Source organism: Streptococcus sp. AS14 (genome assembly GCF_000286495.1).
GTDB lineage: Bacteria > Bacillota > Bacilli > Lactobacillales > Streptococcaceae > Streptococcus > Streptococcus sanguinis_P.
Genome location: NZ_ALKI01000012.1, coordinates 134,517 through 148,688 on the forward strand (window position 1 = coordinate 134,517; position 14,172 = coordinate 148,688).

Below are 14,172 nucleotides of genomic sequence, written 5' to 3' on the forward strand. Positions count from 1 at the left end.
TTGAGAAAATTTTCTCAAGGTCTTTTGTTAGAACAATTCCCAATTAGGTGTTGAGAATTTCTTGGTTTGGGTCATATAAAAATATGTGAAATGGATTTCCATTGCCAAGGTCATCAGGGTTGCGATAGCAATGACGATGGTTGGGTTGTCTGAGAACAGAAGGGAAAGAAGCAGTCCGATAAGGAAGAATGTAGCTTGTAAGCCATAATAGATTTTGTCATACTTGAGGTAACTCTTGTTGAAGCGACCATTTGACAAGACCGTAGCTTGGAAGAGCCCGATACCAGCATAGAAGAAGCTAGTCGCAAAGAGGTGGTGAGCTTCAGGATTGACCAAGAAACTCATAGAAACAGTGACCATAATCAAACCAATGAAAATCGGATAGTGGCTATAAAGATGATGTAGCCTATCTGCTGGGCTATTCGGAAGTGTCCTCCTTCTCACGAGCCTTTAAAAAGTGGACAGGAAAGACCATTTCAGAGTATCGAGAAGAGATTTAGAAACAGCTCTAAAAGCAATAGCTATCCATTATAAGCATCAGATAATAATATCTGGTACTTTATTTTTAAAAAAATTCAGATTTTTTTCTTGACAAGTGAGTGATTACTCACTATAATAGGTTTATATTTAGTAAGTAAGTAATCACTTACCAAGGAGGAAGTAAATGAAAACATTACTACATTTACAAGATTTAGTAAAATCTTTTGACCATCAAATAGTTCTGAATCATGTCAGCTTTGAATTGCAGACAGGAGAAATTATAGGATTAATTGGTCCGTCTGGTGCTGGTAAATCAACTATGATTAAGACCACGTTAGGAATGGAAAAGGCTGATGGAGGCGTAGCTTTAGTGTTAAATCACACTATGCCCAATCGCTATATTTTAGGAGATATTGGCTATATGGCCCAATCAGATGCCTTATATGAGGCTTTGTCAGGTCAAGAAAATCTGGAATTTTTTGGTCAGCTAAAAGGGCTATCCAAAAGAGATCTGACAGCTGAAATTGCCCATGTGGCTCAAGTTGTGGATCTGACAGAGCATTTGAATAAAACTGTATCCGGTTATTCTGGAGGGATGAAACGACGCTTGTCTTTAGCCATCGCGCTTCTGGGAAATCCTCAGCTCTTGATTTTGGACGAACCGACAGTTGGAATTGACCCTTCTCTTCGGAAGAAAATCTGGAAAGAATTATTCGCGCTTAGAGACAATGGGGTTGGGGTATTAGTTACTACCCATGTTATGGATGAAGCAGAGTTAACGGATAAGGTCGGCTTATTATTAGGTGGAAAAATCATTGCTTTTGATACACCGCAACACTTAAAAGAAAGTTATCAAGTTTCAAGTATTGAAGAAGTATTTTTGAAAGCAGAAGGAGAGTAAGATGAGAACCATTGCTATTGCTAAAAAAGTTATCAAAGAATTGCTTCGTGATAAACGAACCTTGGCTATGATGTTTGTAGCGCCGGTATTTATTATGTGGCTGATGAACCTCATGTTTTCAGCTAGTACAACCGTGAATGTCAAGTTAGCGACACAAGATCTACCAACTGGTTTGGTAACGAAAATGGATGAGCTCGATCATGTGGACATCGAGACTTATCAAGACTTATATCAGGCCAAAGAAGCGCTAGCAAATGAAAAAGTCGATGCTGTGATTTCTTATAAAGATGGTGAGTATCAGGTCGACTACGCAAATACAGATGCCTCCAAGACATCTATGATACGACAAGTGTTACGAACAAGTATCGCCAGTGAAGGCACCGATCAGTTACTATCTCGTGTCAAACAAGCTCTTCCACAATTGAAATTAGATGCAAAGGCGCCTGAAATCAAAGAATCTTACCAATATGGAGATAAAAATACTGGATTCTTTGCACGTATGATTCCAATTTTAATTGGCTTTGTGGTCTTCTTCTTTGTCTTTTTGATTTCTGGTATGGCACTTTTGAAAGAGCGCACAAGTGGAACCTTGGATCGCTTGTTAGCAACCCCAGTGAAACGTTCTGAAATCGTCTATGGCTATATGTTGTCTTATGGTATTATTGCGATTTTTCAAACGGCAGTTGTCGTCTTAGCAGCAATTTGGCTACTAGATGTAGAAGTTGTAGGAAATATTTTAAATGTTATAATAGTTAATGTGGTACTGGCTCTTGTAGCACTAGCTTTTGGGATTCTCTTGTCTACTCTAGCAAAATCAGAATTCCAAATGATGCAATTTATTCCTCTCGTGATTATGCCTCAACTCTTTTTCTCAGGGATTATTCCATTGTCATCCATGGGAGAATGGGCTCTAACTGTGGGAAGATTTTTGCCATTAACCTATTCTGGTGATGCAATAAGCCAGATTATTCTTTACGGACACAATCTTGGTGATATTTTGTCAAATCTTGGTGCTTTAATGATTTTCCTGATCATTTTAACAATTCTCAATATTGTTGGATTGCGTCGTTATCGTAAAGTATAATAAGTGATAGATAAGAACAAAAGAGGAAGACGTGAGGGAACGAAATGACTGAAAATATTTTTGACTCTTTTGAGGATTACTTAGAGGGAGCTGCCTACCCCAAGGGAAAAAAGAAAATCATGCAAGCAGCAGTTGATCTCATATCAACAAAGGGCTACAATGGAACTTCCACTCTGCAAATTGCGGAGTATGCTGGACTCAGTCAGGCGACTCTGTTCAAGTATTTTAAAACTAAGGAAGACCTTTTAACAGCTATTTTGCATCCTGTCCTTCCTAGTCTGTTTGGAAGTTTTTTAGACCAGCTGTTGATTTTACAGACAACCGAGGAGAAAATTCACTATTTAGTCCATGATCGAATGGCTTACCTCAAAACAAATCAAGCCTTGTTGAAAATAATTTTGCAGGAGATGTTATCAAATAATAAATTGAAGCAAGAACAGACACTTATTTGGAATCTTCTTCAGGATAAAATTATAGAGCTTCGTACTCAATTAGGGATCGATGCACGTGTCAATCCAGAAATCTCAATTGAACAAATGATTCGGATCTTTACAGGTCCTTTAATAGCTTACTTTGCTCAATTATATATCATTGGGGACAATGGCGAAATAAGGGAAGAAGACTTAGATTTGTTAGAAAAACAGATCTTAGGTGGCTTGTGGAGATGATACTTGCATTATATTAATGAAGTTTAAGATTTATCTTTGAGAAATATTTTTATTAATCTATTCTTTCTCTTAAATAGTAGAACTTTTCTCATTTTTCTATTTTCTCTTGTATTAGTTCTAGACTTTATTTATAATCATTATAAATAAAAAGAAAGAGAAAATTTAAATAGTGGAAGAACATAAAATTGATACGAACTTTAGTGGTCGGTTGAATATATTGCGGGCCGGGGTTTTAGGAGCTAATGACGGCATTATTTCCATAGCAGGTGTGGTTATTGGGGTGGCTAGTGCGACGGACGATGTCTGGATTATCTTTCTGTCTGGTTTAGCGGCAGTCTTTGCGGGTGCCTTTTCTATGGCTGGAGGAGAGTATGTTTCTGTTTCTACTCAAAAGGATACAGAGGAAGCTGCTGTTGCCAGAGAGCGGGAGCTTTTAGAGAAAAATCCGGATATCGCTAGGCAGTCTCTCTATGCTGCCTATGTTCAAAATGGCGAGTGTGAGACTTCTGCCCAGCTCATGACCAACCGGGCTTTTCTCCAAAATCCGTTGGAAGCCTTAGTGGCGGAAAAGTATGGCATCGAGATTGAGGAGTTCACTAATCCTTGGCATGCTGCCGTATCAAGCTTTTTAGCCTTTGCTGTTGGTGCGCTTTTTCCTATGATTACGATTATCCTGCTTCCTGCCAGCGTCCGTATCTGGGCAACCGTTCTGATTGTGGCCTTGGCCCTTTTGGGAACAGGTTACACCAGCGCTAGATTGGGCAAAGCACCGCTCAAAAATGCCATGATTCGCAACCTCGTGATCGGTCTTTTAACCATGGCGGTCACCTATGCAGTAGGGCAAGCTTTTGCAATTTAGTAATGAGAAGAGTTAAAGTCAGTAGTTTTACTGGCTTTTTGAGTTGTCAAATCTAGAGAAAAATCCAGCTTTAACTATTGTCTGAATGAGTTCAGAGCCCTTCTTCTCATTCTCTAATTACAACGTTCGAGAGAAAGAAGTGCGTGGCACTTCTTTTTTGTGAAAATTTTCCTTATATCAAGAAAACTTTTGGAAAATATGATATAATAGTTGCGTATAAAATATGAAAAGGAGTTTTTGTAACATGGCAAAACTTACTGTTAAAGATGTTGATTTGAAAGGTAAAAAAGTCCTCGTTCGTGTAGACTTTAACGTACCATTGAAAGACGGAGTGATTACAAATGACAACCGTATCACTGCTGCTCTTCCAACTATTAAATACATTATTGAGCAAGGCGGTCGCGCAATTCTCTTCTCTCACCTTGGACGTGTCAAAGAAGAAGCGGACAAAGAAGGTAAATCACTTGCACCAGTAGCTGCAGACTTGGCTGCTAAATTGGGTCAAGATGTTGTTTTCCCAGGTGTCACTCGTGGTGCTGAATTGGAAGCAGCTATCAATGCTCTTGAAGATGGACAAGTTCTTTTGGTTGAAAACACTCGTTTTGAAGATGTTGACGGCAAGAAAGAATCTAAAAACGATCCTGAACTTGGTAAATACTGGGCATCTCTTGGAGACGGTATCTTCGTCAACGATGCATTCGGTACAGCTCACCGTGCACACGCATCTAACGTTGGTATCTCAGCAAATGTTGAAAAAGCTGTTGCTGGCTTCCTTCTTGAAAACGAAATTGCCTACATCCAAGAAGCAGTTGAAGCTCCAGAACGTCCATTCGTGGCGATCCTTGGTGGTTCAAAAGTTTCAGACAAGATCGGTGTAATCGAAAACTTGCTTGAAAAAGCTGATAAAGTCCTTATCGGTGGTGGTATGACTTACACATTCTACAAAGCGCAAGGTATCGAAATCGGTAACTCACTTGTAGAAGAAGATAAATTGGATGTTGCCAAAGCTCTTCTTGAAAAAGCCAACGGTAAATTGATTCTGCCAGTTGACTCAAAAGAAGCAAATGCATTTGCGGATTACACTGAAGTGAAAGACACTGAAGGTGAAGCAGTGGATCCAGGCTTCCTTGGTTTGGACATCGGTCCTAAATCTATCGCTAAATTTGATGAAGCCTTGACTGGCGCGAAAACTGTTGTCTGGAATGGCCCTATGGGTGTATTTGAAAACCCAGACTTCCAAGCTGGTACAATCGGTGTCATGGATGCTATCGTGAAACAACCTGGCGTAAAATCAATCATCGGTGGTGGTGACTCAGCTGCTGCAGCCATCAACCTTGGCCGTGCAGGCAAGTTCTCATGGATTTCTACTGGTGGTGGAGCATCAATGGAACTTCTTGAAGGTAAAGTATTGCCAGGACTTGTAGCACTGACTGAAAAATAAGCAGTCCGCTTAGAAACTTTGATTTTGTAGATAACAATTACAAAACTGTAATAAGGAAAGACTAGCGAAAGCTGGTCTTTTTCTTGTATTCTCATTGTCCAGCTGTAGGGAAAAGTCCTACAATAAAAATACGTTTTTCCTTGGATGTCTAAATCTGCATAAAGGTAAATAAAACGAGCATAAAATGCTTGCAAAACTGAGAAAAACTTGTTAGGATATAAGATATATATATTTATTCTGATGCTTAAAGAGGGTCAAAATGAGAAAGAAACTTCCGATTGGTGGTTTCCATTACTTTTTGATTTTCTGAAGGCATGAGAAAACTGCATACTGTAAAAGTTAGCAGAGGGAGGAGAAAAATGAAGAAAAAAGAAGTTTTTGGTTTTCGGAAAAACAAGGCTGTTAAAACTTTATGCGGTGCTGTTCTAGGTGCGGCTTTTTTAACGTCAACGATGCAAGTAAGAGCAGATGAAGTGGTATCTGATACCAATAGTCCTGTCAATACTGAAATGGTGGGCACTGGAAATGCAGCGACTAATCTGCCTCAAGCTCAAGGGCCAGCCAGTCAGGCATCTAAAGAGAGTCAGGCGAGAGCAGGTCAGGCAGATGGCGGTGTGACAGTGACTGTTCCAACAGCTGGTTTAGATGAAAGCGTCAAAAAGGCTCAAGAAGCTGGACTGACAGTGGTCAAAGACCCAGCTGTTGACAAAGGAGTAGCTCAGACTGCTCAAGAAACTGCAGACAAAAAAGCGGAGATTGCAGCAGATTATCAAGCGCAAGTAACCGATATTGATGCCAAGGTCAAGGAGTACAAAGAAAAAGTATCAGCCTACGAGGCGGAAGTAGTTCGGATTACAGCAGAAAACAAAGCGGCTGCAGACCAATACGCTAAAGATTTGGCTGCTCATCAAGTAGAAGTGGCTCGGATTACAGCAGAAAATGCTCAGCTGAAAGCAGATTATGAAGCAGCACTGAGCAAGTACAAAACAGATTTAGCAGCGGTTCAAAAGACGAATGCGGATAATGCGGCGGCTTACCAAGCAGCTAAAGCGGCCTATGATGCAGAGTTGGCCCGTGTTCAAAAACTGAATGCGGAAACAAAGGCTAATTATGATGCGGCTCTGGCGGCTTATGCTAGTGAGCTAGACCGTGTTCAGAAGGCGAATGCGGCGGCTAAGGCACGGTATGAAAAAGCTTTAGCGGATACTGAAGCTGCAAATGCTAAGATTGCTGCTGATAATGAAGCTATTAAACAGCGGAATGCGGCTGCAAAAGCGGCCTACGAGGCAGCACTTGTCCAATATCAAACAGATTTAGCAACTGTCCGAAAGACCAATGCTGATAATGAAGCGGCATATCAAGCGGCTCAGGCAAATTATCAGGCAGAATTGGCCCGTATCCAAAAGGAAAATCAAGATAAAAAAGCTCAATATGAAGCAGATTTAGCAGCTTATGAAGCGAAAAAGACTCAAATTGAAGTTGCAAATGCAGCAGCTCAAAAAGAATATGAGCAAAAGCTAGCAGAGAATCAAGCTAAGAATGCCACTATAGCAGCTGAAAATGAAGAAATCAAGAAGCGTAATGCTCAAGCCCAAGCAAATTATCAAGCTCAGTTGGCCCAGTATAATGCAGATTTGGCTGTCTATAATACAAAATTAGCTAAGTATCAGCAAGATAAGGCTAAATATGATGCTGAACAGGCCAAGATTAAGGCTGGACTGGCTCTTGCAGAAACAAAGAAGACTGAAGACGGGCATTTGAGCCGTCCAATTGCGCAAAGTCTGGTCTTTAAATCAGAGCCTAATGCCGACCTGTCACTGACTACAACTGGTGAGTTCGTCAGCTATGCTGGCATGGAAGCCGCTGTGAAGAACACTGCAGAGTTTTCTAAGAAATTCTTCCAACTGGACAACTTCAAAGTAACAGATATTCAAAATGCTAACTATCAGACCAACCAGCAGGAAAGCTTTGGTACCGTTGGCAAGTATGCAGACTACAGTTCTAACGTAACAAGCGGTAAAGGACCGACTGAATGGTCTTCTGTTTTGTTGAGCCGCGGTCAGTCTGCTACAGCAACCTATACAAATCTCCAGGGGACTTATTATCGAGGGAAAAAAGTTTCTAAAATTGTCTATACTTATACCCTTGATCCAAGCTCTCAATTCCGCAATGATAAGGCCTGGTTAGGTATTTTTAAAGACCCGACAATGGGAGTGTTTGCTTCAGCTTATACAGGAAATTTTGAAGATGCAACCTCTCTCTTTGTGAAGACGGAATTTGTCTTTTATGATGATAAAGGCCAACCGATTAATTTTGACCAGGCCTTGATGTCCGTGGCTTCCCTCAACCGTGAAGCTAACTCTATCGAAATGGCCAAAGATTATACCGGAACTTTCAACAAGATTTCGGGTTCATCTATTGGTGAAAAGAACGGCCAAATCTATGCGACCGAGTCTGAAAACTTCAAAAAAGGAGTTGGCGGATCTCGCTTTACCATGTATAAGAATGCTCAGCCGGACTCAGGCTGGGACACTACAGATGCTCCTAACTCATGGTATGGGGCAGGAGCGGTAGAAATTTCTGGTACAACCAACAGTATGACGATTGGAACAATTTCCTCTTCTGAAGTGTTAGGCCAGCCAGAAGCTACTGATCCACGTAGGGCTGACAAACTAGCTCCTAAGAAACCAAATATTTGGTTTGCGATTAATGGTGATGTCCGAGCGACTGATCTGCCAATCATCACAGTAGAAGAACCGGAAGCGCCCGTAGCTCCTACAGCTCCTGCAGTGCCAAGTGAAGAAGCACTTAAGCCTTTGGATCCAGCTCCAACTGCACCAACACCGAAGGCTCTTCCAACCCCTCCGGCAGCACCGACTTATGAAAAAGAACCGACGCCACCGACGCGTACACCGGAAACACCAGAGCCTAGTAAGCCTTCTGAGCCAAGCTATGAAGTAGAAAAAACTGTCCGGCCAGCAGTGGTAGAACCGACCTATGAAAAAGAGCCAACCCCTCCGGCAGCACCGACTTATGAGAAGGAGCCGGAAGCGCCAACTCCTACACCAGATACACCGGAGCCTAATAAGCCGGTAGAACCAACTTATAGCCCGCTGCCAACCTCACCAGCAGAGCCTGTTTATCAAAAAGAGCCAGCAGCACCAGTAGCTCCGACTGTGCATTATCATTATCATCTCTTGCAATCTCAACCGCAGATTAATAAAGAGATTCAAAATGACCAAGGCACCAATATTGATAAGACTCTGGTGGCTAAGCAGTCCGTCGTTCAGTTTGCCTTAAAGACAGAAGCTCTTCCAGCTGGACGCAGCGAGACGACTTCTTTTGTCATTGCTGATCCGTTGCCAAGTGGTTATGAATTTGACTTAGAAGCTACAAAAGCTGCTAGCGCAGGTTTTGACGTCAGCTATGATAAGGCTAGTCACACAGTGACATTTAAAGCAACTGCAGCAACCTTAGCTACTTATAACGCTGATAGGACCAAAGAAGTTGCTACGCTCTTTCCAACAGTGGTTGGCCGAGTACTCAATGATGGCGCAACCTATACTAATAATTTCACTCTGACAGTCAATGATGCCTATGGTGTCCGCTCAAACGTAGTACGCGTGACTACGCCAGGCAAGCCTGATGATTCAGATAATCCTAGCAATAATTACATCAAGCCAACCAAGGTCAATAAAAACAAGGCAGGATTGGTGATTGATGGCAAGGAAGTCTTGGCTGGCTCGACCAACTATTATGAGCTGACTTGGGATTTGGATCAGTATAAGGGTGACAAGTCATCTAAGAGCACGATTCAAAAAGGTTTCTACTATGTAGATGACTATCCGGAAGAAGCGCTTGAACTTCGTCCGGAATTAGTCAAGCTAGTAGATGCGGATGGCAAAGCTGTGGCGGGTGTGACAGTGACCCACTACGAGAGCCTTGAAACAGCCCCTGCAGCAGTTCGAGAGCTCCTTCAAAAGGCCAATATCACTGTTAAAGGTTCTTTCCAACTCTTCGCGGCAGAAGATGCCCAAGCTTTTTATGACCAATATGTCGTAACAGGTAAGTCTTTGACGATAACAAGCCCTATGGCTGTCAAAGAAGGAATGGGCCGCACAGGCGGTAAATTCGAGAACCGGGCTTATCAAATTGACTTTGGAAATGGTTATGCGACAGACGTAGTCGTGAACAATGTTCCTAAAATCAGTCCTGAAAAAGATATTACCCTGAGCCTTGATCCAGCAAGTGCAGAGAACTTGGATGGCAAGGAACTGACTTTGGGACGGCACTTTAACTACCGTCTCATCGGCGGCTTAATCCCTGCTAACCACTCTGAAGAGTTGACAGACTATAGCTTTGTGGATGATTATGATCAACGAGGCGATGAGTACACGGGGGCTTACAAAACCTTTGCCAAAGTAGACATCACGCTCAAAGATGGTAAGGTGATAAAGGCTGGTACAGATTTGACTGAATATACAGCTGCGAATGTTGATCTTGAGAAAGGCTTGATTTCTATTCGTTTCAAGGAAGAATTCTTAGAGACTATTTCTCTGGATTCAGCTTTTCAGGCTGAAACCTATCTACAGATGAAGCGGATTGCTGCGGGTACTTTTGAAAATACCTACATCAATACCGTCAATCGTGTGGTCTATGCTTCAAATACAGTTACAACAGTCACTCCTAAGTCACAGCATCTGATTGTTTCAGATGTAAACGATCCAAGAAGAGCCAATCCAACTCCAGTGGCTAAAAAGATTCCTGTTTCTCTTCTGCCAGAAACGGGAGCCAAAGATGCAGTCTATCTGCCATATCTAGGTTTAGCAGCCATTATTGGTGCTTTAGGTCTAGTAAAATTGAAAGGTAAAGAAGACTGATAATAGATGAGGCTAGGGAATCCCTAGCCTTTTTATCTTTAAAAATACTGCAAAATCTCATGTAGCAAAAGTCTAAATCATTTGTAACATGACAAAAACATAACTCTAAAAAAACTGACATGTAAATGAGGTATGATTTTTTTATCATCAAATAATACGGAGAAATTCAGTTATGAAAAAAGCATTTGCTAAAGCAACTCTTGGTTTAACTTCTACAGCTTTTTTGGCGACAATCGGCGCTCAAGCTGTCAATGCAGATTCTTACGTTGTCCAGCAAGGGGACTCTTTTTTTGCCATTGCTAGCGCCAATGGGATGAATCCTTACGAACTTGCTGCCAATAATGGAAAATCAATTTTTGATACGATTAACCCAGGAGATGTGCTGCAAGTAAATGGTACAGCTTTGGCACAGACTTACAATCCATACAGTGCTCCAGCTTATGAAGCGACAAGCGATGCTGCTTTGGTATCTGATACCGAAGATGTTGTCTTAAATACACCAACTGACTATGGCAATTCTTACCCAATCGGCCAATGTACCTGGGGCGTGAAAGAAATGGCTCCTTGGGCGAGCAACTGGTGGGGCAATGCTAATACTTGGGCAATCAATGCTGGTGCTCAGGGTTATGCAACAGGAAATGTCCCAGTAGCAGGCGCTATTGCAGTTTGGGATGGTGGCGAATACGGACATGTTGCTTATGTGACAGATGTGCAAAGCGACAGCTCTATCCAAGTCTTGGAAGCGAACTACAATCACCAAAAGCAGATTAACAACTATCGTGGCTACTTTAACCCAAATGAATTTATGGGTGGCGTTACTTATATTTATCCAAACTAAAGATAATAAAAACGAGGCTGGGACAGATAATGTCTCAGCTTTTTTTCAGAAGAGACCCTGCCGCGCTAGCTGATAGGGCTTTTTCTTTGTGTGGGAAATCTCCTAAGCAGAAAGAGTTTTTTTGAGGCGAAATATGTTAAAATGAAGAGAGGGAGGATTTCCTGGAAGGAGACTAATGAGTTATTTCAATAAGTACAAGTTTGATAAATCGAAATTTCGTCTGGGCATGCGTACCTTTAAAACCGGTCTGGCTGTTTTCATCATTCTACTGCTCTTTGGGCTTTTTGGTTGGAAAGGCCTGCAAATCGGTGCTTTGACTGCAGTCTTTAGTCTTCGTGAGGATTTTGATCAGAGTGTCCACTTCGGGACATCGCGAATCTTGGGAAACAGCATCGGTGGTTTTTACGCTCTGCTATTTTTCATTGTCAATAGTGTTTTTAAGGAGCAGTATTGGGTCACCCTCCTTTTGGTGCCGGTCTGTACCATGCTGACAATCATGACCAATGTCGCCATGAACAACAAGGCTGGAGTCATTGGCGGAGTATCAGCTATGCTGATTATTACCCTGTCCATTCGGCCGGAAGATACCATCTTGTATGTCTTTGCCAGAATCTTTGAAACCTTTATGGGAGTCTTTGTTGCAATTCTGGTAAATTCTGATATAGATCGGCTGCGAGCCATCTTTGAAAAGAAAAAATAAAATCCGTGTAAGAAAATCTGACATTATTTCTTGACATAAGATTTATTTCGTCCTATAATAGTGCGTAGAGAGGAATTTGAATGAAGGAAAAAGAGTTTCGCCGAAACATGGCAGTCTTTCCCATCGGCAGTGTTATGAAACTGACGGACCTATCTGCCCGTCAGATCCGTTATTATGAAGACCAGAATCTGATTACCCCTGCTCGGAATGAGGGAAATCGTCGGATGTATTCTTTGAATGATATGGACCGCCTTTTAGAAATTAAGGATTATATTTCGGAAGGCCATAATATCGCTACGATTAAGAGGAAATATGCTGAGCGTGAAGCCAAGTCCCGCAAGACCATTAGTGACAAAGATGTCCGCCGTGCCCTGCATCATGACATCTTGCAGCAAGGCCGTTTTGCTTCTTCTCTGCCAACCTTTGGTCAGATGCGTCGACCATAGCTATTTTGTTTGAATTACAAGGAGAAATTTAATGTCTATTACAGCAGCTGATATCCGTCGCGAAGTAAAAGAGAAAAATGTTACCTTTATTCGTCTTATGTTCTCTGATATTTTAGGGACTATGAAGAATGTGGAAATTCCTGCCACGGATGAACAGCTTGACAAGGTCTTATCCAATAAAGCCATGTTTGATGGTTCTTCCATCGAAGGTTTTGTCCGTATCAATGAATCAGATATGTATCTTTATCCTGATCTGGATACTTGGACAGTCTTTCCCTGGGGAGATGAAAACGGCAGTGTAGCGGGCCTGATTTGTGATGTTTATACGACGGATCATGTACCGTTTCTAGGGGATCCTCGCAGCAACCTCAAGCGTGCCCTCAAGCATATGGAAGAGCTGGGCTTCAAATCCTTTAACCTCGGACCAGAGCCAGAGTTCTTCCTCTTTAAGTTGGATGAAAATGGGGACCCGACGCTGGAAGTAAATGACAAGGGTGGTTATTTTGACTTGGCGCCGACAGACTTGGCAGATAATACTCGTCGGGAAATCGTCAATGTCCTGACCAAGATGGGCTTTGAAGTAGAAGCTAGTCACCATGAGGTAGCAGTTGGCCAGCACGAGATTGACTTTAAGTATGACGAAGTGCTTCGTGCTTGTGATAAGATTCAGATTTTCAAGCTGGTTGTCAAAACTATTGCTCGTAAGCACGGTCTGTATGCGACCTTTATGGCTAAGCCGAAGTTTGGTATTGCGGGATCTGGTATGCACTGTAACATGTCCCTCTTTGATCAAGACGGAAATAATGCCTTCTTCGATCCAGAAGATCCAAAAGGTATGCAGCTGTCAGAAACAGCCTACCATTTCTTGGGTGGTTTGATTAATCATGCTTATAACTATACAGCTATCATGAACCCAACGGTTAACTCATACAAACGTCTGGTTCCTGGCTATGAAGCGCCAGTATATATCGCTTGGGCAGGACGCAATCGTTCACCGTTGGTGCGCGTGCCGGCTTCTCGTGGTATGGGTACTCGCTTGGAGTTGCGCTCCGTTGACCCGATGGCCAATCCATATATTGCTATGGCTGTTCTCTTGGAAGTTGGACTGCACGGTGTCGAAAATAAAATCGAAGCTCCAGCACCAATCGAAGAGAATATCTATATCATGACTCCAGAGGAGCGGAAGGAAGCTGGAATTACAGACCTGCCGTCTACTCTTCACAATGCCTTGAAGGCCTTGACAGAAGACGAAGTCGTTAAAGCGGCTCTTGGCGAGCATATCTATACAAGCTTCTTAGAAGCTAAGCGTATTGAGTGGGCTAGCTATGCAACCTTCGTCTCTCAATGGGAAGTGGATAATTATCTAGATTTATACTAAACGTAGAGCAGGAGGATTGGCATATCCCCTGCTTTTTCATGGAGGAGGAGAAAGATGGAAGAATTTCATGATTTTATTAAGCGGGTTTTTGATGAGCAATATGAGGCTTGTTTTGGTCCAGATATGCTTGAAAAACTTGAACCTCAAGATTATTATCTAAGGCGGGAGAAAGATGGCCGGTTAATTGCCTTGCTCCATGCTCAACAGGTGTTGGAAAACATTCATATCAAGGCTTTGGTGGTGGATAAAGAACATCAGAAAAAAGGCCTAGGAGCCAGTCTTTTGGCAGAATTAGAAGAAAAGGCTGCAGAAGCTGGAGTAACTAGCATTACCTTGTCCACTAAATCTTATCAGGCCAGGGATTTTTACATCAAGCAAGGCTATGAAATCTACGCCAGTCTAACAGATGTCCCACAAAAGGGCATTACCAAATATCATTTTATCAAGCGATTAAACGAAGCCATTCTCAAATAGACGGAAGCCAATTTGGCTTCTGT

Annotated in this window: 11 protein-coding genes and 2 pseudogenes; 12 read left to right on the forward strand and 1 reads right to left on the reverse strand. The window is 42.1% G+C overall.

Features of this window, described 5'->3' with window-relative positions:
* Positions 1–27: 27 nt before the first annotated feature.
* Positions 28–396: pseudogene (locus tag HMPREF1150_RS06450) on the reverse strand (beta-carotene 15,15'-monooxygenase); the annotation flags it as partial.
* On the opposite strand from HMPREF1150_RS06450, the pseudogene HMPREF1150_RS11675 reads away from it, so the two are divergent.
* The 12 genes and pseudogenes from HMPREF1150_RS11675 to HMPREF1150_RS06395 all read left to right on the forward strand — a co-directional run.
* Positions 396–500: pseudogene (locus HMPREF1150_RS11675) on the forward strand (helix-turn-helix domain-containing protein); the annotation flags it as partial. The pseudogenes HMPREF1150_RS06450 and HMPREF1150_RS11675 sit on opposite strands and share 1 nt — an antisense overlap.
* A 164-nt stretch (positions 501–664) precedes the next feature.
* Complete coding sequence (locus HMPREF1150_RS06445) at positions 665–1,381, forward strand: ABC transporter ATP-binding protein (RefSeq protein ID WP_002929072.1); 717 nt, start codon at positions 665–667, stop codon at positions 1,379–1,381.
* 1 nt (position 1,382) lies between these two features.
* A complete protein-coding gene (locus tag HMPREF1150_RS06440; protein WP_002929074.1) occupies positions 1,383–2,465 on the forward strand; it encodes an ABC transporter permease in 1,083 nt (360 codons plus the stop codon).
* A gap of 44 nt (positions 2,466–2,509) precedes the next feature.
* Positions 2,510–3,133: a TetR/AcrR family transcriptional regulator gene (locus HMPREF1150_RS06435; protein ID WP_002929075.1), complete on the forward strand. Its 624-nt coding sequence runs from the start codon at positions 2,510–2,512 to the stop codon at positions 3,131–3,133.
* A 169-nt stretch (positions 3,134–3,302) separates the two neighbouring features.
* Positions 3,303–3,992, forward strand: coding sequence for a VIT family protein (locus tag HMPREF1150_RS06430; protein WP_002911167.1), 690 nt, complete (start codon positions 3,303–3,305; stop codon positions 3,990–3,992).
* 244 nt (positions 3,993–4,236) lie between these two features.
* Positions 4,237–5,433, forward strand: coding sequence for a phosphoglycerate kinase (gene pgk, locus HMPREF1150_RS06425; protein ID WP_009659724.1), 1,197 nt, complete (start codon positions 4,237–4,239; stop codon positions 5,431–5,433).
* Positions 5,434–5,747: 314 nt separating this feature from the next.
* Positions 5,748–10,313 (forward strand): antigen I/II family LPXTG-anchored adhesin, encoded by a 4,566-nt coding sequence (locus HMPREF1150_RS06420; protein ID WP_032905429.1) that lies wholly within the window; start codon positions 5,748–5,750, stop codon positions 10,311–10,313.
* 172 nt (positions 10,314–10,485) lie between these two features.
* Positions 10,486–11,151, forward strand: coding sequence for a CHAP domain-containing protein (locus HMPREF1150_RS06415; RefSeq protein ID WP_009659588.1), 666 nt, complete (start codon positions 10,486–10,488; stop codon positions 11,149–11,151).
* Positions 11,152–11,326: 175 nt separating this feature from the next.
* Positions 11,327–11,851 carry an aromatic acid exporter family protein gene (locus tag HMPREF1150_RS06410; protein WP_009659795.1) on the forward strand — a complete coding sequence of 175 codons (525 nt, stop codon included), beginning with the start codon at positions 11,327–11,329 and terminating at the stop codon, positions 11,849–11,851.
* A gap of 80 nt (positions 11,852–11,931) precedes the next feature.
* Positions 11,932–12,297 carry a MerR family transcriptional regulator gene (locus tag HMPREF1150_RS06405; RefSeq protein ID WP_009659721.1) on the forward strand — a complete coding sequence of 122 codons (366 nt, stop codon included), beginning with the start codon at positions 11,932–11,934 and terminating at the stop codon, positions 12,295–12,297.
* Positions 12,298–12,328: 31 nt separating this feature from the next.
* Positions 12,329–13,675, forward strand: a complete 1,347-nt coding sequence (gene glnA, locus HMPREF1150_RS06400) for a type I glutamate--ammonia ligase (RefSeq protein WP_002896640.1) — start codon at positions 12,329–12,331, stop codon at positions 13,673–13,675.
* A gap of 54 nt (positions 13,676–13,729) precedes the next feature.
* Complete coding sequence (locus HMPREF1150_RS06395; RefSeq protein ID WP_002901568.1) at positions 13,730–14,149, forward strand: GNAT family N-acetyltransferase; 420 nt, start codon at positions 13,730–13,732, stop codon at positions 14,147–14,149.
* Positions 14,150–14,172: the final 23 nt, after the last annotated feature.

Bases quoted from the DNA above. Each gene is read 5' to 3' on its own strand.
- HMPREF1150_RS06445 (WP_002929072.1), top strand. From the start codon at position 665: ATGAAAACATTACTACATTTACAAGATTTAGTAAAATCTTTTGACCAT.
- HMPREF1150_RS06440 (WP_002929074.1), top strand. From the start codon at position 1,383: ATGAGAACCATTGCTATTGCTAAAAAAGTTATCAAAGAATTGCTTCGT.
- HMPREF1150_RS06435 (WP_002929075.1), top strand. From the start codon at position 2,510: ATGACTGAAAATATTTTTGACTCTTTTGAGGATTACTTAGAGGGAGCT.
- pgk (WP_009659724.1), top strand. From the start codon at position 4,237: ATGGCAAAACTTACTGTTAAAGATGTTGATTTGAAAGGTAAAAAAGTC.
- HMPREF1150_RS06420 (WP_032905429.1), top strand. From the start codon at position 5,748: ATGAGAAAACTGCATACTGTAAAAGTTAGCAGAGGGAGGAGAAAAATG.
- HMPREF1150_RS06415 (WP_009659588.1), top strand. From the start codon at position 10,486: ATGAAAAAAGCATTTGCTAAAGCAACTCTTGGTTTAACTTCTACAGCT.
- HMPREF1150_RS06410 (WP_009659795.1), top strand. From the start codon at position 11,327: ATGAGTTATTTCAATAAGTACAAGTTTGATAAATCGAAATTTCGTCTG.
- HMPREF1150_RS06405 (WP_009659721.1), top strand. From the start codon at position 11,932: ATGAAGGAAAAAGAGTTTCGCCGAAACATGGCAGTCTTTCCCATCGGC.
- glnA (WP_002896640.1), top strand. From the start codon at position 12,329: ATGTCTATTACAGCAGCTGATATCCGTCGCGAAGTAAAAGAGAAAAAT.
- HMPREF1150_RS06395 (WP_002901568.1), top strand. From the start codon at position 13,730: ATGGAAGAATTTCATGATTTTATTAAGCGGGTTTTTGATGAGCAATAT.